Source organism: Pontivivens nitratireducens (assembly GCF_014235845.1).
Taxonomy (GTDB): Bacteria; Pseudomonadota; Alphaproteobacteria; order Rhodobacterales; family Rhodobacteraceae; genus Pontivivens; species Pontivivens nitratireducens.
Genome location: NZ_JACJUQ010000010.1, coordinates 71,169 through 91,958 on the forward strand (window position 1 = coordinate 71,169; position 20,790 = coordinate 91,958).

Below are 20,790 nucleotides of genomic sequence, written 5' to 3' on the forward strand. Positions count from 1 at the left end.
CGGTGTGAAGGTTCGATAATAAGAGGTGTTCCATCGTGGTGAGTATTTTTCCTGCGAGATTGGGTACGTAGCTTCGATCAGCGTTAGCCGCTTATGCAAGACGGGCAAGCCGCCCGGACGGAAGCATCAGAAAGACCGCGACAGGCCAGACCTCAAGCGGCAGAAATCGGACAAGATGAGACAACCGAACAAAAACCGCTCGCGCAAGAACAACCGTGGCAACAACAATAACAACAAGAACGTGGGCAACATGACGAACCGTGTGTTCGACAGTTCCGGCCCCGAGGGTAAGGTGCGTGGCACCCCGGCCCAGATCGTCGAGAAATATCAGACATTGGCGCGCGACGCGCAATTGTCTGGCGATCGGGTGAATGCGGAAAACTTCCTGCAACATTCCGAACACTACGCCCGATTGATGGCCGAAGCACAGCGCCAGATCGACGCCCAGAACGCCAAGCGGGAGGCCGAACAGGCCGAACGCCAGCAGCGTGAGGCGGAACAGGCGGAACGCGCGGCGGCCGAGCAAGCCGAGCGTCAGAAACGTGAGGCGGATCAGCCCGAGAGCGAACCCGAAGCCCCGACAAAGGGTGAGGATAGCAATCTGGTGAACACACCCGAGGAAGACGCCCCCAAACCGCGGCGCACGCGGTCGCGTCGCTCGAACCGATCCGGTGGCGGGGATGAGGCGCAGCCCGATAGCACGCCAGACACCACCGCAGCCGAGGCTTAACCTCTGACCGCTCGCGTCAGGGCGCAGAACTGTTCGAGACCGATCTCCTCCGCCCGCTGGGTGGGGGAGATTCCGACGGATGTCAGCACATCCTCCAGATCAGGCGTTAGCCCCCGCAGGCTGGCCCGCAACATCTTGCGCCGCTGATTGAACGCGCGGGCGACGATATCGCTGAGCACGCGCGCCTCGGCGGGATAGCGAGGCTGCTCCAGCCGTGTCAGATGCACAACAGCAGAAGAAACCTTGGGCGCGGGCGTGAAGGCCTGCGGTGGCAAGTGCATTGCGATCCGCGCGTCGCAGCGCCATTGCGCCAGAATGGCAAGCCGGCCATAGGCCTTGCTACCCGGTTTTGCGACGATCCGCTCCGCAACTTCCTTTTGAAACATCAACGTCAGGCTCTGCCAGAAGGGGGGCCAGTCCTGCGGTGTCAGCCACCGCACGAGCAATTCCGTGCCGACATTATAGGGCAGATTGGCAACGATCCGGATCGGTGCGGTCAGATGTTGCGCGGGATTGATGGCCAGCGCGTCCCCCTGCAAGACGGTCAGACGACCGGGGGCAGCGGCGGAAATCTCGGCCAATGCGGGCAAACATCGTGGATCGCGTTCGATCGCAACGACCTTGCGCGCGCCTTCGGTCAGCAGCGCACGGGTCAGGCCACCGGGGCCGGGACCGATTTCCAGCACGTCGCATTGCGTCAGATCGCCCGCCTGACGCGCGATTTTCCCGGTCAGATTCAAGTCCAGCAGGAAGTTCTGACCCAGCGCCTTTTTGGCCCTCAGATTGTGGGTGTCGATGACATCGCGAAGGGGGGGCAGGTCGGCAAGGCTCATTGACGCCGCTCCACCATATCGGTAGCCATCGCGATCGCGGCAAGCAGGCTGTCCGGCCGCGCGACACCCTTTCCCGCGATATCGAACGCCGTGCCATGGTCCGGTGACGTCCGCACGAAGGGCAGGCCCAGAGTGACGTTCACGCCGTCGTCGAAGCTCAACGTTTTCAACGGGATCAGAGCTTGATCATGATACATGCAGATGGCCACGTCATAATGCGCGCGGGCGGCGGCATGAAACATGGTGTCGGCGGGCAGGGGATCGGTCAGGGTTAGGCCCTCCGCGCGCAAGTGGTTCAGAACCGGCATGATCACCTCGATCTCCTGCCGGCCCATCACGCCGCCTTCGCCCGCGTGGGGATTCAGGCCCGCGATGGCAATCCGGGGGGAGGGAATGGCAAAATCGCGGATCAAACCGGCATGGGTGACGCGAATGGTCTGCTCCAGCAAAGCAGGCGTCAGTGCTGCCGGAACGTCGGCCAGTGGGATATGGATCGTCACCGGCACCACGCGCAAATCGGGACCGGCCAGCATCATGACCGGGCGCGCCGTACCGGATAGATGCGCAAGGAATTCCGTATGTCCGGGATGGGCGAACCCGCCGCCATCCTTCAGGACCTTCTTGGATATGGGGGCCGTGACGAGGGCGGAAACCTGACCGTTCCGAGCCAGCTCCGCGCCCAATTCTATGGAACGGATCACCCCCGCAGCATTTCGCGGATCGGGGGTGCCGAAGATCACTTCGACGCTGGTCGGAATGTCCAACACGGGAATGGGGCCGGTGACCTCACGCGCTTGAGCGACTGTCTCCACCACCGCCACGTCGGCGAAGTTGCGCAGCACCGTCGCACTGCCGATCGCCACGAAAGGCGCGCCGCCGCGAGCATGTGCGGCGGCGGCAATCTCCGGCCCGATCCCGGCGGGATCGCCCAGCGTCAATGCCAGCATCAGCGGATCTCGATCACGGCATCGCGCAGCAGTTCCTGCATGTATCCGTCGGCATAGGCCCCGATGCGGTCGGAGAAGATGCTGTCCTCCACCTGCCGGCGCGTTTCCTCGTCGAGGTTCACCTCACGCGAACACAGCACGATGATCGAGAGGCTGTCGCCGGTGCGCACGGGTTGGCTGACACTACCCGTCTGAGCCGTCGCGATGACCGAGAACAGCGCAGGCTCAACGCTGGACAGGGGAGCAGGACCAAAGACGCCGCTGCCCGCGCCGAAAGATCCGTCGCGGATATCTGCGCAGGTGTCGATATTTTCACGCGCGGCAAGCGCCGCGTTTCGGGCCGCGTCCTCGCCCTGCGAGAGGGGGAAGGTGGCGCGACCATAGGTCAGGGACACCGCGCCGTTGTCCTGCACCGCGGTCTGACGCTCCCCTTTCACGGTCAGCAGGGAAACGCCACGCGTGATAGGAATAGGGCGGCTTACGTCACCGACGTCGATCAGATCGACCTCGGCCCGCATGGCGGGGGGCAGGTCGGTCACGGCGATCCAGCCGATCTCACCACCATTATTGCGGGTCGCGGCGCGGCTGTACTGGCGAGCGGCGGCTCCAAAATCACCACCGTCCTGAAGGTCGCGCGCCAGTTGCAGGATCAGCTCGCTGGTGCGGGCCTCGCCCCGTTCTGCGAAGGGGATTGCGATCTCGGCCAGCAGAACCTCCCGCGTTGTGCCGGTGGCGTTGAGCAGCACCGCTTCCTCCAGATCGTCCTGATCGGGGATCGCCCGGTTGCGGAACCGGGCCTGCATGGCGTTTTGCCACCCCAGTTGAGCCTCGATCTGGTTGATCACAGTGGACGGATCAATGCCGCTGCGCTGCAAGGCAGTGACGAAGGCATCGGGATTGGAATTGCGCGCGGCGGCGTAGCTGGCAAATGCGCTATCCACAGCCTCACGCGGGACCTGAATCCCGGCACGGCGGGCCTCCTGCCGCATCAGGGCCTCCTGGGTCAGATCCTCGACGACCCGATCCTCAAGCGCGTCTCCACTCAACCCATAGGCCTGATACAGAGCGCGGCGCTGTGCCAGATCGTAGTAGGTGATCATGTCTTCATTCACGATGATCGCTGGCGCGAAGGGCGTGTTCTGTGCACTGAGGGGCATCGCGATCAGCACGACAGCGATAAGCAAGCTCAAAAATCGGGTCACATTGAATCTCCAACTCATATACCGCAGGACCGCAAGCGGCGTTGTGCCGCGTCGCCCTGCGTGCCGAGGCCGGCCAACCGCAAGGTCAGGCCGAACTCGGTCGATGGGTCCACATTATTGGACGTCGTGAAACTGCGCGAGACGGAAAACTCGAATGTCGCGCATTCGTTCCCCCAACTCAGTGCAGCGTCGGCGGAAATGAAGTCGTCGTTCCTCAGGTCGCGGCGAAAGCCGATCTCTCCAAACCAGTTGTCGTCGATGCGATATCCGACATCGACCAGCAGTTCGGCCCGATCAACAGGGGTGGTGGTGTCCGCTTCGAGAAAGACATAAGTGGTCGCCAGACTCAGATCATCATCGGCATAATCGACCTCCAGCTCGGTCCGGGTCAGGCTAAAATCGTTGTCCGCCAGCGCGCTGGCGGAGATAGACAGCCGATCGGTCACGTCATAGCCCGCCGCAAGAACGTAGTCGGATTTCTTGCCCTCAAGCCCGCTGCCAGTGGGAAAACTGTCCAGCGGCTCCGAACGGAACACCCGCCCCGCGGTGGCAGTGATGTTGCGGCCCGAGGGTGTGATGCTTTCATATCGCAGGCCCAGATTTGCGTAGAAGTCGGTCTCGAAACGATCCTCACCCGGGAACCGGTTGGTGGAGAACAGGCTGGTCTCATCGAATTCCACCAGTACGCTGTCCTCGTTGGGGATATCGCCGATATTGCCGCTTTGGGCACCGTGGACCAGTTGCAGGATCGGCTCGATGATCTGGGTCAGTTCCGGCGTGCGGCGCACAAAAGGCATCCGAAACTCCAGCCCGGCGGTGGAGCGCGTGCGCACCTCGTCCACATCGCCCCTGATCGGATCGTTACGCACCGAATACAGATCGCCGGATATGTCCGCGAAGCCGCGCAGCACCAGGCCGGGGGACGTGACGATCGTACGGTCCAGACCCGCGCCAACGGTGACGCGAGACATGTCGCGGCCCACCTCACGCGTGAAGGACAGGACATCGGCGTTCACCTCCGCCCGCGTTCCGCCCAGATCGAATGAGCGGCGGTATTCGGCCGCGGGCAGGATGAACGGCACGGTGTCCTGGGTCTGATTGGTACGCAATGTTTCGAAATAGATCGTCGAAAGGGTCCAGAACCCGCTTTTCTCGAATTTCTCCAATGACAATTCCGAGGTCACCAGATCCGTGTCGGAATAGTTGAATTCGTCGAGGAAGGCATCGTCCGACAGGGCCGTCGCATCGATCCGCGCGATGACGTCATTGCCCAGATCGTAATACCCAAGGGCGCTGAGATAGCCGCGCTGATCGCTGGAAAGGTCCGAGTCCAGAGTGGTGACACCGCTAAGCTCCAGCGCACCCCGCTCGAATCGCTGCCGATATTCAGCCTCGACCAGCAGACCGTTCTCGGATGTCAGGAAGGGCGTGATGGTCGCATCGCGGCTTTCGTCGATGACATAGAAATAGGGCAGTTTGAACGCGAACCCGAAATTGCCTGAACTGATGATTTCGGGGCTGAGAAACCCGCTGGCGCGATCAACGGAGGGTTCGGGATGCCGAAAATACGGCAGGTAGAGCACGGGAACCCCGAACAGCTCGAACACCGCGTTTTCATAGTGAAACTGAAGCGCGTCCGCATCGCGCACGACCCGCTCCGCCCGGATTGACCAGATCGGAACGGGGTTTTCCTCACATATCGTACAGCTGGACGCGACCACACGGTTGAGCAGGGTCAGCCGCCCGTCGATCTGCTGCGCGGAGGTGGCGGCGATCTGCAACTGGTTGTCGATCAGCGCCCGCGCCCCCGCGATGATGCCGGACTGCAATCCACCATCCAGGTCCGCATAATCTGCATGAAGCACAGCGCCGTCGGCCTGCTGTATGGTAAGCGTGCCGGGAACGCTGACCGCACCATCAGTCTCATTATAGATCAGACGGTCCGTTTGCAGCACGGTGTCGCCGCGGATGATCGTCACGTCACCCTCTGCGATCAGGGCGCCGGTATTGGAATCGATGCTGATCCGATCGGCCACCAGTGCGACACGGTCGTTCTGCTGCGCGAGGGCTGGCGCGGCGGCGGGCAGGGCGATCGCCAGGGCGAGCGCAAGGGTTCGAAAAAGTAGGGGCAGGCTATCCATCCTCAAGGTGTAGCAGAAGGCTCGTCGCGAGCAACAGTGCCGCGATGGGGGGAACCCACGCGGCGACGATGACGGGTATGGTTCCGGCGGAGCCGAGAGCTTGCGTGAAATCCGACAGGAAGAAGATACCGAAACCGGCGATGACGCAGAGCAGAATCCGCACGCCGACGGAACCGAACCGCACGTGACGCATCGAAAATCCGGCAGCGATCAACACCATCGCGACGAACATCAACGGTTGCGCCAGCTCTGTCTGCATATAAAGCCGATGGCGGGTGGAGGAGAAGCCGGACGATTCCAGCGTCCCGATGAACTCCTGCAAGTTCCAGAAGCTGAGCTCCTGCGGATCGGCAAAACTCTCCAGAATCCGGCTGGAGGTCAGGTCGGTGGGAACAATGACCGTCTCGCGATCGACACCATGCACCATCGCGAACGTCCCGGCGCTGTCCATCTGCCAGATACGGGCCTGTTCGACCTGCCACGCGCCCGGTGTCAGGACGGCCCGGCGGGCAGACATCCGACGGTCCAGCACGCCGTCCGTGTCGAATTCAAAAATCAGCACGCCGATCAGCTCATCCCCAAAGGGTGACGCACGGCTCGCATTGATGACCGTCTGCCCGTCCGCATCGGCTTGCCGCAGCCACAGCCCCTCGGCGGAGATCGAAAGCTGGCTTTCCTGTCCGTCGAAATGGCGGCTTTTAAGAACTTCGTAACGCGACAAGGTGGTCGCGGCGATGGGGTTCCAGACAGCGAAGGCCAGACAGCCCAGCACCAGCGCGCCCAGCACTGGCATCTGAAGGATTCGCCACACGGATAACCCGGCCGCGCGGATCACGACCAGTTCGGACGTGCGCGCCAGCCGCAGAAACGCGGCGAGCGATCCCAGCAGGACGATGAAGGGCAATGTCTCCGACAGGATCGACGGTGCATGAAGCATGGCCATGACCAAGACCGGTGGCGCCGACTGCACCCCGTCAGCGATCCGCCCCGACAGATCCACCAGATCACTGACGAGCACCAGTATCAAGGCCGCGCTGAGTGCCATCAGCAGACCGGCAATGTGGCGTCGCAGGATATAGAAGTTCAGCACCCGGATCATGCCGCCACCTGTCTGCGACGCAAGGGACGTGCGCCGCGCGTAACGTACAGATACGAACCGATCATCAGCAATACGGGGAGAAGATAGAGCACCGGCCAGAGCTGCACATTTCCCTCAACCGCGGATTTGGCCGCGATCCCGCCCGAACGCACCACAACGGCGAGACCGACCGCAACCGCGATCCGCACACCGGCACCGCCACGCCTGAATGCGCCGCCAACGATGGCCGCCAAAGCGAGCATGGGGAATGCCAGCGCGTAAAGCGGCGATGACAGCTTGTCATGCCCCTCAGCCATCAGGCGCGCACGCAACGCCTCGTCTTCATTCCACAGGGCCGCGGGCGGGTTCAGCAACTCGCCAATGCCGTATTCCGCCGGTTTGCGATTGCGCTGCACATCCGCCGCCACCATCGGGCCCAGATCGTAGGCGAACCTGTCGAAATCCAGAATGCTCAACGAATTGCCCGCGTCCTCGAATTGCTGTGCGGCCCCGTCGAACAGAACCAGTTGCAACCTGTCCTCTGACTTGACCAGACGCGCCTGGGAGGCTGTATACGTGATCGACTGTCCACCGCTGCGCGCGTCGTGGATGAAGATATCCAGCATCTGACCTTCGGAATTGGCCTGCCGCAAATAGACGGTGACGCCGGGAAGGGGGTGGTTGAACTGGCCTTCGCGCAGCAGGGAGTTCGCAAACTCGGCCCGCATTTCGGAGGTGCGTGTGCTCAATTCTGTCGCGGCGCGCGGCACCAGATAGATCGTCAGCGCCGCCGTCAGCGCCGTCGCGAACAGGCCCAGATAGATTGCGGGGCGCAAGAGGGCAGCCGAGCTTTGCCCCGCGGCCATCAGTACGGTGAGTTCGGATTCGGTATAAAGCCGGTTGATCGTGAACAACGTCGCGGACAAGGCCGCGATCGGCAGCACCATCATCATCACACTGGGAAGCAGCAATGTGGACAGTTCCAGAAACACCGCCGCCGACTGATTGTTGTTCACCACGGTATCGACGATACGCAAACTTTGCGTCAGCCAGATCACGCCGGTGAAGACCAGGGCGAAGAACCCCATCGGTGCGAGGAGCTGACCCAGAATATATCGGTCGATCTGACGCATTCGGGGCGGACATCCTTCTCAGGCCACGCGGGCTTCTCGTATCCGCCTGACTAGGCAACGCCGGGTCGCGGGTCAAGCACGGCACACTGGCGCAAACGTGATCGGGTTCGCCGCCTTGCTCTTGACCGGCGGGGGCTGATACGTCTTGTCCCGACAGTTTTACGAAGGGATTGCCACATGACCGCTCCACTCGAAATCAGCTTTGCCGAACCCGATATCGACGCGATCGCCACGATGCAGGGGCGTGTCGTCGTTCTGGTCGGGACGGATGGCAAGATGGACAAGCTGGCCCGCCGCGTAAACCGTCTGACGCGCGGTGTGTTGGAGCGTCTTTCCCAAAGCGAACGCTGGGAGAAGATGGAAACTGCAACCGCTCTCACGATCCCCATGCCGGGCGGCATGGCGGCGGAGGCGGTCGTGGTGCTGAAGCTGGATCGTCAGGCCACCCCGACCCTGGCGCGAAAGGCGGGCGCGGCCATCAACGGCCAGCGCGGCAGCGGCGATCTGCATGTGCTGCTGGCCTCCTACGCCAAGGCGGCGGAAATCGGATATGGCCTCGCGCTCAGCGCGTATGATTTCACCGCGCACAAGACTAAGGATGACACCACCCCCGCCAAGGTCGCTCTGATCGTCACGAAGCCTGAGAAGGTCTCCGCCGAAAGCCGCGACATGGCCGCGTTGGTCGAGGGGGTGTTCTTCACCCGCGATCTGATCAACGAGCCCGCGAACGTGCTGACCACCGAGGATTTCGCCGCGCGCCTGGCCGCAATGGGCGAATTGGGGCTGGAGGTCGAGATCCTGGAGGAGGACGAGCTGAAAAAGCTGGGCATGCGCACCTTGCTGGCGGTCGGCATGGGCTCAGACATGCCGTCGAAAGTGGTCGTGATGAACTGGCGCGGCGGCGGTGACGAACAGCCGCTGGCCCTGGTGGGCAAGGGCGTGACCTTCGACACCGGCGGCATCAGCCTCAAGCCTGCCGGCGGGATGGAGGACATGACGATGGACATGGGCGGTGCCGGCACCGTTGCGGGCGTCATGCGTGCGCTCGCCCTGCGCAATGCGAAGGCGAATGTCGTCGGACTGGTCGGTCTGGTCGAAAACATGCCCTCGGCGCGGGCGCAACGCCCCGGCGATGTGGTCAAATCCATGAAGGGCGATACGGTGGAGGTCATCAACACCGATGCCGAGGGCCGATTGGTTCTGGCCGATGTGCTGTGGTACGCGCAGGAACGCTTCGCGCCCTCGGCCGTGATCGACCTTGCCACCCTGACGGGGGCCATCATTGTGGCCCTGGGGCATGAGAACGCGGGCGTCTTCTCGAACGACGATGCGTTCGCAAGCCGGTTCCTGAAGGCCGCGCGGGATGAGGACGAGGGCGCATGGCAACTGCCCATGGGCGATGCCTACGACAAGAAGCTGAAGTCGCGCGTCGCGGATATCCGCAATGTCGGCGGCGGGCGTGAGGGCGGCTCCATCACGGCGGCGCAGTTCCTCAAGCGGTTCGTCAAGGACGACATGCCGTGGATTCATCTGGATATCGCGGGCACCGCCTCGACCAAATCGGCGACCACCTTCGCGCCAGCCGGTGCAACGGGATGGGGGGTGCGCGCGCTCGACCGGCTGATCCGCAGTGAATACGAGCAGAAGCCCGAGCCGGTGGAGCCCGCAACTCCTGACGCGGGATAGATGGATATCCTGTTCTACAGGCTGGACGGATCGACGCTGGAGGCGACCGTCACCACCTTCGCCGAGCGGACCTTGGCGAGGGGGGGCAGGGTTGTCGTGCGCGGCACCGGCGCCGCCCGTCTGGATATGCTGGACGCGCATCTGTGGACCTATCGTGACGATGCCTTCCTGCCCCATGCGCAGGCGGGCAGCGACCACGATGCCGATCAGCCGGTCCTGCTGACCACCTCCACCGAAACGCCCAACGCGGCGAAAACGCTGCTGTTGGTGGATGGCGCACGGTTCGATCCCTCGGAAATGCCTCGGTTCGAACGGGTGGCCCTGATCTTCGACGGCAGCGATGAGGAGGCGACGGCTCTGGCCCGGGACGATTGGCGACAGGTCATGCAGACGGACCATACCGCCGTTTTCTGGGCCGAGGAGGGCGGACGCTGGATCGAGAAGGCGCGCAGTTCCTAACGCTCCAGAATCATCCGGTCTTCCTCGATCACGATGCGGCTGAATCGGTTCAGATAGGACAGCCCCAGCAGGGACGTGTCCAGAACGCCGGCGTTCACGCTGGCGACGACGCCCCGCTCCACCGCATCCCCGATGGCGAAACTGTCCAGCAGAACCTGCGCGAACCGAACCTCGCCGTTCGCAGTGCTGGCAACACCGTCATACCGAAGATCGTCCACCGCGATGCCGGCGCGACGGGCATCGGCCTGGCTCAGAACGATCAGGCTGGCACCCGTGTCCACCAGGAAATCCATGGGCACGTCATTGACCATCGCACTGACCCGGAAATAACCGTTGGTATCGCGTAACAGGGTGACGTTGCCCGCAGGGTCCACGCTTTGTTGCGCTGGGATCAGCCAGCCCTCGAACATGTGTTTGTTCTCATACCCGATGACCAGCGCCGCACAGATCGCGACCCAGGCCAGGAACTGCCGAACCATCCGCCCGAACTGACCGCGATACAGCGTGACCACGGACCCGCCTATCGCCAGCAACAGGATCACGAAATAGAAAAGCTGGAAGATGTTGTCGCTGGTCAAGATCAGACGCCGATCAGACCGCTCGCCCGCAAACCGTCCAGGATAAACTGGACCGACAACGCCGACAGCAGCACACCGAGGATCCGCGTGATGACGTTGACGCCTGTGCGCCCCATCAGACGCTCCATGAAGCCCGAAATCAGGAACAGAACGAGCGCGATCAGCAGAACCCCCGCCATCACCCCGACCAGCATGAACTGGGCGGTCAGGCTGTCCTCGGCCTGTCCCATCAGCAGGACCATCGTCGCCATCGCACCCGGACCGGCCAGCAGCGGCAGGGCGAGGGGGAAGACCGAGGGGTCACGCTCCGGCTCAGGATCGTTGGCCTGGCTCGACCTGCGCGGGTTGCGCTTTTCAAACAGCATTTCGACCGCGATCAGGAACAGCAGCACGCCGCCGGAAATCCTGAAGGCCGGCATTCCGATACCGATGGCATCCAGCAGGGCTTCTCCGAAAAAGGCGAAGGAGCACAGGATCAGAAAGGCGATCACCACAGCCTGTACCGCGATCTTGCTGCGCTCGACCCTGCCCATGTTCGGGGTCAGTGCGACGAAGATCGGGGTCAGCCCGATCGGGTCGATGATCACGAAGAGGGTGACGAAGGCAGTGATCGCGATTTCGGTCATCCGGCGTTTTCCAGCTTGGAGGATATGTCGAGCCAGATGGATTCCGCCCGCTCCAGACCCTTCATAACTTCGGCACGCTTCTTTCGCAGCATATTTTGGCGCTCGGTATCGCCGCGCTCATACAGGCGCGGATCGGCGAGGCCCTCGTCGATCTTGTCGCGCATCTCCTCCAGCTTGGCCACGCGCCCCTCGGCCTTGACCAGTTCGGCCCGCAAGGGGGAGGTGGCGGCGCGGGCGGCCGGTTTCGCCTTCGGCTTCTCGGCCTTCTCCTTCGCGGGTTTGCCGCCGCGTTCGCTTAGCAACATGCGCCGATATTCGTCCATGTCCCCGTCGAAGGCGTGAACCCCGCCATCCTTGACCAGCCACAGCCGATCGGCCACGGCCTCCACCAGATGCGGGTCGTGACTGACGAGGATCACCGCGCCCTCATATTCCGTCAGGGCCATCACCAACGCCTCACGGCTTTCGATGTCGAGGTGGTTGGTCGGCTCATCCAGGATCAGCAGATGCGGTGCGTCGATGGTACACAGCAGCATGGCCAGCCGCGCCTTTTGCCCACCGGACAGGCGCTTGACCTCCACATCCGCGATATCGGCACCGATGCCGCCTGCCGCCAGACGCGCGCGTTGCTTGGCTGCGCCCTCATCCGGGCGCAGGCTGCGCACATGCTCCAGCGGGGTTTCGTTCGGGAACAATTCATCGAGCTGGTGTTGCGCGAAATAGCCGATGCGCAGTTTGTTCGAGGTGACGACATCGCCATCCGTGGATTGCAAACGCCCGGCGATCAGCTTTGACAGCGTGGATTTGCCCTGACCGTTCGAGCCGAGCAACGCGATGCGGTCGTCCTGATCGATGCGCAGGTCCAGCTTGCGCAGGATCAACGGCCCGCCATAACCGACGGAGGCGTCACGCATATTGACGATAGGCGGCGACAGTTCCTCGGGCGCGGGGAACGAAAACGCGGCAACGCTGGTTTCAACGACGCCCGCGATGGGTTGCATCTTCTCCAGCATCTTGACGCGGCTCTGCGCCTGCTTGGCCTTGGACGCCTTGGCCTTGAACCGATCGACGAAGCTTTGCAGGTGGGCACGCTGCGCATCCTGCTTCTTTTTCGCGGACATCTGCTGTTCCAGATTCGCGCGACGCATCCGGTCGAACTGATCGTAATTGCCCTGATAAAAGGTCAGCTTCTGCGCATCCAGATGCAGGATGCCCCCGACGGAGCGGTTGAGCAGCCCCCGGTCGTGCGAAATCACCAGCGCCGTATGGGGATAGCGGGCAAGGAACGTTTCCAGCCAGACCGTCCCCTCCAGATCCAGATAGTTGGTAGGTTCATCGAGCAGCAGCACGTCAGGCTGGCTGAACAGAACGGCGGCCAGCGCCACGCGCATCCGCCATCCGCCCGAGAAATCCTTGCAGGGGCGCTGCTGCGCCTCCGCGTCGAAGCCCAGACCCGTCAGGATCGAGGCGGCGCGCGCCTCGGCAGAATGGGATTCGATATCGGCCAGACGGGTGTGGATATCCGCGATGCGGGTGGCATCGGTTGCCGTCTCCGCCTCCGCCAGCAGGGCGGCGCGTTCGGTGTCGGCGGCCAGAACGGTATCGAGCAGCGTGGCGTCCGAGGCCGGTGCCTCCTGCGCGACGCCGCCGATGCGGGCCTGCCGGGGGATCTCGATCTCCCCTCCGTCCAGCGCCCATTCGCCCCGGATCAACCGGAACAGGGTCGTCTTGCCGGTGCCGTTTCGCCCGACGACGCCCACCTTGTGACCGGCGGGAATCGTTGCGGTGGCCCCGTCGAACAGACGGCGGCCTTCCAGCGTGAAGGTTATATCTTTGATCGTCAGCATGGGCGGAGCGATGGACCAGTGCCCGCGCCATGTCAATGCAGGGCGTGTGAATTGCCCGTCGAACGGTGCGACGCCCGCGAATTGTGATGCGATGCTACGTTACGAAGCGGTGTACGCCCCCTTTATCCGCCGCTATCGCCGTGCTAGAGGCCGCGCAATCATAACGCCCAGGAGGCTCCCATGGCCGTGCAACGCACTTTCTCGATCATCAAACCCGACGCAACCAACCGCAACCTGACCGGCGCGATCAATGCCAAGCTGGAGGCCGCCGGCCTGCGCATCGTCGCGCAAAAGCGCATTCATCTGACCAAGGCGCAGGCTGGCGTCTTCTACGGTGTGCACGCCGAGCGTCCGTTCTATGATGAACTGTGTGAGTTCATGTCCTCCGCCCCGATCGTCGTTCAGGTTCTGGAGGGCGAGGATGCCGTTCTGAAGAACCGCGAAGTCATGGGCGCGACCAACCCCGCCGACGCTGACGAAGGCACGATCCGCAAGGAATTCGCCCTGTCCATCGGTGAGAACTCGGTCCACGGTTCCGACGCGCCGGAAACCGCCGCGCAGGAGATCGCGTATTTCTTCTCCGGCCTCGAACTGGTCGGCTGATCCTTTCGGGATATCGCCATCATGGAAAGGCCGGTGTTCGCCCCGGCCTTTTCTCATCCAGCCCTACGCCATTTTCGCGGGTGCCAGTTCTCACGTGGAAACGTCCGACACGCGGTTCGGGGGGGCAGGGTTCACCGACAGCACTTCCCGGACAATCTGCCGCAAGTCCTGCCGGGAACGCACCGGATGTCCGGCGCGTCTATCCCACATGGAACTGCGATATGTATCTGATCGGGAACCGGGAATTACGCGCAAACGCGCGGGCAGGGGCTTTGCGTATTATGATGGTGGGCAGCTGATCCGCGACCGTGTCGAAAAGCAGCGGTTTGCCGCCCTGGCCATTCCGCCAGCATATGACGACGTGTGGATCTGTCGGTGGGAAAACGGCCATCTTCAGGCCACCGGGCGCGATGCCCGTGCGCGCAAGCAATACCGGTACCATCCCGACTGGACCACGGCACGCGACGCGGACAAATTCGCGGATCTGACCGATTTCGCCAAGGACCTGCCGAATTTGCGCAGCCGGGTAGGCAGTGACATGCGCAAGCGGACCTTGGGCCGTGATCGCGTTCTGGCAACGGTTGTTCATCTGTTGGACAAGAGCCATATCCGCATCGGCAATCGCGCCTATACGGATGATAACGGCACTGTCGGATTAACCACCCTGCGCGATGAGCATGTCGAGATCAGCGGTGAGCGACTGCAATTCGACTTCATCGGCAAATCCTCCAAACGTCGCCGGTTGAGCCTGCGTGACAGATACGTGGCGACCACGGTGAGAAAGCTGTCTGACCTGCCCGGTCAGATGCTGTTTCAGTGGCAGGACGAGGACGGCTTGCACGAGGTCCGTTCCGATCACGTCAACGATTGGTTGCGCCAGACGACCGGATCGGAATGGACAGCCAAGATATTCCGAACCTGGGCCGGCACGATGATCTGCGCCGACGCATTGGCGAGGAGCGATCTGGAGGGTGAGAAAGCCGTGATCGAGGCCGTGGACGCGACGGCGGCGGCCTTGGGCAACACCCGTGCCGTGGCGCGTCGTAGCTATATCCACCCCGAGATCATCACCGCATACGAGGAAGGACGCTGGCCCGGTCGTCGCCACCTGTCGCGCGATCCGATCGGTCGGGCGCGATTGAGCAGGACGGAACGGGCCGTGGTCAAATTGCTCAACGATGCGCAATCGCGCTAAGCAACATTTCCAGCGCATGCTCCACACTCGCCGCGCGAACCTGCGCACGCCCGAGGGGGCCGAACTCGATATGATGCGCCATTTCCGAACCGTGGGTCGCTACTGCGAAATGCACCAGTCCTTCGGGCTTCTCCTCTGATCCGCCGGGCCCAGCGACACCGGTGATGGCGACCGCAATATCGGCCCTGGACATGCGCAGCGCACCCCGAGCCATTTCCCGTGCCACGACATCCGAGACCGCGCCATGCGCGTCCAGACTGGCCTGCGAAACCCCCAGCATCGCCACCTTGGACGGATAGGAATACGTCACGAAGCCGCGATCGACCACGGCGGAGGACCCGGGAATGTCGGTCAGTGCAGCCGCGACCAGCCCGCCGGTACAGCTTTCCGCCGTCGCGATTTGCCATCCACATGCCTGCGCTGCGTCCAGCACCTGTTTTGCCAGATCGCTCATACGAACACCACATGGGCCAGTGCCCCCAGAAAGGCGACGGTCAGACCCGCCATGATGCCCGCAAACACGTCATCCAGCATGACCCCCAGCGGATCGCCCCGCCGGTCCGCCCAGCCCACCAGCCAGGGTTTCGTGATGTCGAAAAGCCGGAACAGAGCGAAGCCCAGCACGTAGCCCGGCCATGGAAAGCCCCAGCTGTCAAAGCCCATCCACCACAGACCGAACGAGAGTGAGAACAGCGCGATCCACTGGCCCACGACTTCATCCACCACGATCCAGCCGGGATCGTGATCGGCCTGCGCCGCCGTGACCTCTCGTGTCGCCCACCAGCCCAGAAGGAAGACCGCGACGGTGGCGATCAGAACCAGCGGAAACTGGCCCACACCGTGCAGGACATAGAACGCGGGCAGGGCGATCAGACTGCCCCATGTGCCCGGAGCCTTGGGCAGGAACCCGATACCGGCGACGGAGGCGATGTGACGCGCGATCATGGCAGCATCACCGTGGCGGAGGCCATGGCGGCAATGCCCTCACCACGCCCCGGAAAGCCGAGCCGTTCCGATGTGGTCGCCTTGATGCTGACCCGACCGATGTCGAGGTCACAAATCTCCGCGATTCTGGCGCGCATTGCTTGCGCGTGCGGTCCGACCTTGGGCATCTCGCAAATGATCGTGCAGTCCAGATGGGTCATCCTGCCTCCTCGCGCGGCAACGCGCTCCACTGCTTTTTCTAGGAATATGTGGCTCGCGGCACCCTTCCACCGGTCATCCGAGGGGGGGAACCACTGGCCGATATCGCCCTCGGCCAAGGCGCCGAAAATCGCATCGGTCAATGCGTGCATCGCCACATCCGCATCGGAATGGCCGGACAAGCCTTTGTCATGCGGAATGTCGATTCCACAAAGGGTTACGTGATCCCCCTCAACCAATCTGTGAACGTCGAAGCCGGTTCCGTTGCGCGGGTCCATACCTGTTTTCCCTTCAGCACGCGCCAGATCGGCGGGTGTCGTGATCTTGAAGTTATCCTCATCGCCCTGCGTGGCAAGCACATCCAGCCCTGCGGCACGGGCCACGGCCACATCATCGGCCAGATCGGCGGTGTTTTTCCGGTGTGCCCTGAGGATGGCCGGGAACGAGAAGCCCTGGGGCGTCTGGGCGCGCAAAAGTCCCTCCCGAGGCACGGATCCTGAGAAACCGTCGCTCCAAAGCGCGTCCACAACCGGCAAACAGGGGCACGCGCCAGTCGATGTCTGCAACCCGGCGATTACACCGCCAATGATTTCCGGCGTGACGAACGGGCGGGCGGCGTCGTGGATCAACACATGCGTGGGGGCAAGCGGCTCCACCGCCTCCAACCCGGCGCGCACGCTGGCGCTGCGGGTATCCCCCCCCATAATCGGATCGCCTAGGTCGAAAGCACAAGTCGCCGCGCGGTAGAGGGCCATGTCCTGCGGCCGGATCACGACGCGAACCGCATCGACATGAGGCAGAATCGCGCGCACGGTGTGAGTCAGAATAGCCTCGCCCTGCAATTTGAGATATTGCTTCGCGACCTCACCGCCCAGACGTGTCCCGCGACCGGCAGCGACGATAAGTGCGACGATTGTCATGGGGTTCTCCTGCATGATGCGGGCAGACCATGTGGCAAAAACCGGACAGGGGCAATGCAGCGGGTGCAGATTGATCCTGCCCGGTTTTTGCGCTATCGCCGGGGTTTGCACAAGGATGCAGCAATGACGCTACAGATCGGACCGCATATACTGGACAGCAACGTTCTGCTCGCACCGCTCGCGGGGATCACCGACCTGCCGTTTCGGCGGTTGGTGCGCAGCTTCGGTGCGGGTCTGGTCGTGTCCGAGATGGTCGCTTCGCAGGAAATGGTTCAGGCCCGCCCCTCGGCCCGCGCCCGGGCGGAGGTGCACGGCGATCTGGGCATCGCCTCGGTTCAGATTGCGGGACGCGAGGGCCACTGGATGGCCGAATGCGCCCGCATGGTCGCGGATCGCGGGGCGCAGATCGTCGATATCAACATGGGCTGTCCGGCCAAGAAGGTGACGAACGGCTATTCCGGGTCGGCCCTGATGCGCCAGCCCGATCATGCGCTGTCGCTGATCGAGGCGGTCGTCGCGGCGGTTGACGTGCCTGTCACGCTGAAAATGCGGCTGGGCTGGGACGATGACAGTCACAACGCACCACAGATTGCCCGCGCGGCACAGGATGCCGGCGTTCAGATGATCACCATTCACGGGCGCACACGCTGCCAGTTCTACAAGGGCAGCGCCGACTGGCGGGCCATTCGCAAGGTTGTGGATGCGGTGGATATTCCGGTCATCGCGAACGGCGATATCGTGGACCCAGCGACGGCCCGCACCGCGTTGGATCGTTCGGGGGCTGCCGGAGTGATGATCGGGCGCGGCGCACAGGGGCGCCCGTGGCAGTTGGCGCATGTTCACGCAGGCCTGACCGGCGGGTCGGGTCCGGCGATCCCCTTTGGCCCCGCACGGGCGGCGCTTATGATCCGGCATCACACCGAAATGCTCGATTTTTATGGGCAGGAGATGGGTCTGAAATGCGCGCGCAAGCATCTGGGCTGGTATCTGGATGATCTGAATGTCGGGGCGGACCTGCGTCGCGCCCTTCTGACCAGTCGCGATCCGGCGCAGATCCACGACCTGATCGAGGACGCGAACACCCCCCACAGAAGGGCCGCAGCATGAGCGCCACAGCGATATACGAGTCCGCCTGGAACGCGCAGCCGCATCCCACTCTGATGATTGACGCGCAGGACAGGATTGCCCGCGCAAATTCCGCCGCCGAGGTTTATCTGGGCCTGTCGGAACGTCAGATGAGCGGTTGCGATCTGGCGCGCTTCACGGGCGAGGGGGCGCTGGTCGGCTCGATGGTTCAGCAGGTGCGGCAGCACGGCGTCTCCTACGCACAACACGATATCGAGCTGTCTTGGGCGGATCAGAAGCCGAGAATGGCCAACATTCAGGTCGCGCCGGTCGATGGGCAACTGGTGCTGCTGCAATTGCAGCCCCGCAGCATAGCGGAGAAGATGGACCGTTCGCTGTCCTCCCGCTCCGCCGCGCGGTCGGTTACGGGAATGGCCGCAATGCTGGCGCACGAGATCAAGAACCCGCTCGCCGGGATTTCGGGTGCGGCGCAATTGCTGGCGATGAACCTGACGGATGAGGATCAGGAGCTGACCTCGCTGATCCGTGAGGAGGTGGAGCGGATCGGCAAGCTGTTGAGCCGTGTCGAACAGTTCGGCGATCTGCGCCCCGTCTCACGCGATCCGGTCAACATCCACGACATCCTGAACCGGGCGAAGCTGTCGGCCCAGTCCGGTTTCGCCCAGAAGGTCCGCTTCGTCGAAGATTACGACCCCTCGCTGCCGCCGACGCCCGGCGATGCCGATCAACTGATGCAAGTGGCGCTGAATCTGATCAAGAATGCGGCCGAGGCCGTTCCCCGGATCGGCGGAATGATAACCCTGCGCACCGCCTATCGCGCGGGCGTCATGCTGTCGCTGCCCGGCGGCGGGCGGCAGAGCCTGCCACTGGAAATCAGCATCATCGACAATGGCAGCGGCGTTCCGATCGACATCAAGAACCACCTTTTCGAGCCCTTTGTCAGCACGAAGGCGGCTGGCTCCGGTCTCGGCCTTGCACTGGTGTCCAAGATCGTGGACCAGCATGGCGGTGTCGTGGAATGTGAGAGTGAACCCGGTTGGACGGCCTTCCGTCTGCTATTGCCGGTGTGGAAGGAGACGCGCTGATGGACGGAACGATCCTGCTTGCAGATGATGACCGCGCAATCCGTACGGTCCTCAGTCAGGCGCTGACCCGTGCGGGGTGTCGTGTGCGGGCCACCGGCTCCGTCAATACGCTGTGGCGCTGGATCGAGGAAGGCGAGGGCGACGTTGTCGTCACCGACGTGATGATGCCCGACGGCGACGGTCTGGACCTGCTGCCTGCCATCCGGCGCAAACGCCCCGATCTGCCCGTCATCGTGATGAGCGCGCAAAACACCGTCATGACCGCCATTCGCGCGGCGGAGGCGGGGGCCTATGAATATCTGCCCAAACCCTTCGACCTCAAGGAAGTGCTGGAACAGGTGCGCAAGGGATTGGGCCAGCGCGACCGCCCCGCGGAACGCCCCGCCGCAGGCGATCCCGTGCAGGACAACCTGCCGCTGATCGGGCGCAGTCCCGCGATGCAGGAGGTGTACCGCATCATGGCGCGGCTGATGAACACCAACCTCAGCGTCATGATCAACGGGGAAAGCGGCACCGGCAAGGAACTGGTGGCGCGCGCCCTGCACAATTTCGGGGCCAGGAAAAGCGGCCCGTTCGTGGCGCTGAACATGGCCGCAATCCCGCGTGAACTGATTGAGAGCGAGCTGTTCGGTCACGAAAAGGGGGCCTTTACCGGCGCGGCGGAGCGTCACACGGGGCGGTTTGAGGCGGCCGCGGGCGGAACGCTGTTTCTGGATGAGATCGGAGACATGCCATCCGACGCGCAAACCCGCCTGCTGCGCGTGTTGCAGGAAGGAGAGTTTACCCGCATCGGCGGGCGTGAGATTATCCCCGCCAACGTCCGTATCATCGCTGCCACCCATCAGGATCTGCGCGCGCTGATCAACGAGGGCCGTTTTCGCGAGGACCTGTTCTATCGCCTCAACGTGGTGCCGGTACGCCTGCCACCGCTGCGTGAGCGGCTGGAGGATATTCCCGACCTGGCACGCGCTTTCCTGAAACGGGCGGAGGCGGAGGGCCTGCCGCGCAAGTCCATCTCTTCCACCGCGCTGGATGCGCTCAAGCAGCAAAGCTGGACAGGCAATGTCCGCGAACTGGAAAACCTGATGCGGCGGCTGGCGGTTCTGTGCCCGGATGAGGTTATCTCCGAAGCGGCGGTGCATGAGGAACTGACGGCCCGGCCCAGCTCCGCCCATTCCCACTCAGGTGGAGATGGGGAACGTCTGGGGCAGGCGGTCGAAAACCATCTGGAACGGTATTTCGCCCTGCATGGCGAAGATCTGCCCCCAGCCGGCCTCTACGACCGGATCCTGCGTGAAGTGGAGATGCCTCTGATCGCGCTGGCCCTGTCCGCGACGCGCGGAAATCAGGTCCGCACTGCGGAACTGCTGGGCATAAACCGCAACACCCTGCGCAAGAAGATACGTGAGCTTGACATCCCGGTCACACGGGGAAAGAAGTTGGTGTAGTTTTGCAACAGGGGGCCACTTGGCACCGGGGTTTTGAATACAGGTAACCG

At 63.1% G+C, this 20,790-nt stretch carries 20 protein-coding genes; 8 read left to right on the forward strand and 12 right to left on the reverse strand.

Annotated features, from left to right (window positions below; translation table 11 throughout):
* Positions 1-175 precede the first annotated feature (175 nt).
* A complete protein-coding gene (locus tag H1S03_RS11970) occupies positions 176-730 on the forward strand; it encodes a DUF4167 domain-containing protein (RefSeq protein ID WP_185804659.1) in 555 nt (184 codons plus the stop codon).
* Here H1S03_RS11970 and rsmA read toward each other — a convergent pair.
* From rsmA to lptF, 6 genes are read right to left on the reverse strand one after another with little or no spacing between them, the layout of a single operon-like run.
* Positions 727-1,563 carry a 16S rRNA (adenine(1518)-N(6)/adenine(1519)-N(6))-dimethyltransferase RsmA gene (rsmA, locus tag H1S03_RS11975; protein ID WP_185804660.1) on the reverse strand — a complete coding sequence of 279 codons (837 nt, stop codon included), beginning with the start codon at positions 1,561-1,563 and terminating at the stop codon, positions 727-729. The genes H1S03_RS11970 and rsmA overlap by 4 nt on opposite strands.
* Positions 1,560-2,510, reverse strand: a complete 951-nt coding sequence (pdxA, locus tag H1S03_RS11980) for a 4-hydroxythreonine-4-phosphate dehydrogenase PdxA (RefSeq protein ID WP_185804661.1) — start codon at positions 2,508-2,510, stop codon at positions 1,560-1,562. The genes rsmA and pdxA overlap by 4 nt, the downstream gene beginning before the upstream one ends.
* Complete coding sequence (locus H1S03_RS11985; RefSeq protein ID WP_185804662.1) at positions 2,510-3,712, reverse strand: peptidylprolyl isomerase; 1,203 nt, start codon at positions 3,710-3,712, stop codon at positions 2,510-2,512. The genes pdxA and H1S03_RS11985 overlap by 1 nt, the downstream gene beginning before the upstream one ends.
* A gap of 14 nt (positions 3,713-3,726) precedes the next feature.
* A complete protein-coding gene (locus H1S03_RS11990) occupies positions 3,727-5,853 on the reverse strand; it encodes an LPS-assembly protein LptD (protein ID WP_185804663.1) in 2,127 nt (708 codons plus the stop codon).
* Entirely contained in the window at positions 5,846-6,952 is a 1,107-nt protein-coding gene (gene lptG, locus H1S03_RS11995; protein WP_185804664.1) for an LPS export ABC transporter permease LptG, read from the reverse strand. Before lptG ends, H1S03_RS11990 begins: the two co-directional genes overlap by 8 nt.
* On the reverse strand, positions 6,949-8,064 hold the full coding sequence (gene lptF / locus H1S03_RS12000; RefSeq protein ID WP_185804665.1) for an LPS export ABC transporter permease LptF: 1,116 nt from the start codon (positions 8,062-8,064) through the stop codon (positions 6,949-6,951). The genes lptG and lptF overlap by 4 nt, the downstream gene beginning before the upstream one ends.
* A 177-nt stretch (positions 8,065-8,241) precedes the next feature.
* On the opposite strand from lptF, the gene H1S03_RS12005 reads away from it, so the two are divergent.
* Both H1S03_RS12005 and H1S03_RS12010 read left to right on the forward strand, forming a co-directional pair.
* A complete protein-coding gene (locus tag H1S03_RS12005; protein ID WP_185804666.1) occupies positions 8,242-9,750 on the forward strand; it encodes a leucyl aminopeptidase in 1,509 nt (502 codons plus the stop codon).
* Positions 9,751-10,209 carry a DNA polymerase III subunit chi gene (locus H1S03_RS12010; protein WP_185804667.1) on the forward strand — a complete coding sequence of 153 codons (459 nt, stop codon included), beginning with the start codon at positions 9,751-9,753 and terminating at the stop codon, positions 10,207-10,209. It abuts the gene before it with no gap.
* Here H1S03_RS12010 and H1S03_RS12015 read toward each other — a convergent pair.
* From H1S03_RS12015 to H1S03_RS12025, 3 genes are read right to left on the reverse strand one after another with little or no spacing between them, the layout of a single operon-like run.
* Entirely contained in the window at positions 10,206-10,787 is a 582-nt protein-coding gene (locus tag H1S03_RS12015) for a retropepsin-like aspartic protease family protein (protein WP_185804668.1), read from the reverse strand. The genes H1S03_RS12010 and H1S03_RS12015 overlap by 4 nt on opposite strands.
* Before the next feature lie 2 nt (positions 10,788-10,789).
* Positions 10,790-11,413, reverse strand: a complete 624-nt coding sequence (locus H1S03_RS12020; protein WP_166191427.1) for a MarC family protein — start codon at positions 11,411-11,413, stop codon at positions 10,790-10,792.
* A complete protein-coding gene (locus H1S03_RS12025) occupies positions 11,410-13,260 on the reverse strand; it encodes an ABC-F family ATP-binding cassette domain-containing protein (protein ID WP_185804669.1) in 1,851 nt (616 codons plus the stop codon). The genes H1S03_RS12020 and H1S03_RS12025 overlap by 4 nt, the downstream gene beginning before the upstream one ends.
* Positions 13,261-13,440: 180 nt before the next feature.
* Here H1S03_RS12025 and ndk point away from each other — a divergent pair, with 180 nt between their 5' ends.
* Together ndk and H1S03_RS12035 are read left to right on the forward strand one after the other, a co-directional pair.
* A complete protein-coding gene (ndk, locus tag H1S03_RS12030; RefSeq protein ID WP_166191421.1) occupies positions 13,441-13,863 on the forward strand; it encodes a nucleoside-diphosphate kinase in 423 nt (140 codons plus the stop codon).
* A 208-nt stretch (positions 13,864-14,071) separates the two neighbouring features.
* Complete coding sequence (locus H1S03_RS12035) at positions 14,072-15,058, forward strand: DNA topoisomerase IB (protein WP_185804670.1); 987 nt, start codon at positions 14,072-14,074, stop codon at positions 15,056-15,058.
* Here the strand turns inward: H1S03_RS12035 and H1S03_RS12040 are convergent.
* The 3 genes from H1S03_RS12040 to H1S03_RS12050 are packed head-to-tail and all read right to left on the reverse strand — an operon-like array spanning position 15,036 to position 17,121.
* Positions 15,036-15,512: a CinA family protein gene (locus H1S03_RS12040; RefSeq protein ID WP_185804671.1), complete on the reverse strand. Its 477-nt coding sequence runs from the start codon at positions 15,510-15,512 to the stop codon at positions 15,036-15,038. The genes H1S03_RS12035 and H1S03_RS12040 overlap by 23 nt on opposite strands.
* A complete protein-coding gene (locus H1S03_RS12045; RefSeq protein WP_185804672.1) occupies positions 15,509-16,003 on the reverse strand; it encodes a phosphatidylglycerophosphatase A family protein in 495 nt (164 codons plus the stop codon). Before H1S03_RS12045 ends, H1S03_RS12040 begins: the two co-directional genes overlap by 4 nt.
* Entirely contained in the window at positions 16,000-17,121 is a 1,122-nt protein-coding gene (locus H1S03_RS12050) for a bifunctional 2-C-methyl-D-erythritol 4-phosphate cytidylyltransferase/2-C-methyl-D-erythritol 2,4-cyclodiphosphate synthase (RefSeq protein WP_185804673.1), read from the reverse strand. Before H1S03_RS12050 ends, H1S03_RS12045 begins: the two co-directional genes overlap by 4 nt.
* A 123-nt stretch (positions 17,122-17,244) precedes the next feature.
* Here H1S03_RS12050 and dusB point away from each other — a divergent pair, with 123 nt between their 5' ends.
* Genes dusB through ntrC form a run of 3 tightly spaced genes read left to right on the forward strand, consistent with a single transcriptional unit; the run spans position 17,245 to position 20,740 of the window.
* Positions 17,245-18,228, forward strand: a complete 984-nt coding sequence (gene dusB / locus H1S03_RS12055; protein ID WP_185804674.1) for a tRNA dihydrouridine synthase DusB — start codon at positions 17,245-17,247, stop codon at positions 18,226-18,228.
* On the forward strand, positions 18,225-19,292 hold the full coding sequence (locus H1S03_RS12060) for a two-component system sensor histidine kinase NtrB (protein ID WP_185804675.1): 1,068 nt from the start codon (positions 18,225-18,227) through the stop codon (positions 19,290-19,292). The genes dusB and H1S03_RS12060 overlap by 4 nt, the downstream gene beginning before the upstream one ends.
* Positions 19,292-20,740 carry a nitrogen regulation protein NR(I) gene (gene ntrC, locus H1S03_RS12065; RefSeq protein ID WP_185804676.1) on the forward strand — a complete coding sequence of 483 codons (1,449 nt, stop codon included), beginning with the start codon at positions 19,292-19,294 and terminating at the stop codon, positions 20,738-20,740. Before H1S03_RS12060 ends, ntrC begins: the two co-directional genes overlap by 1 nt.
* Positions 20,741-20,790: the final 50 nt, after the last annotated feature.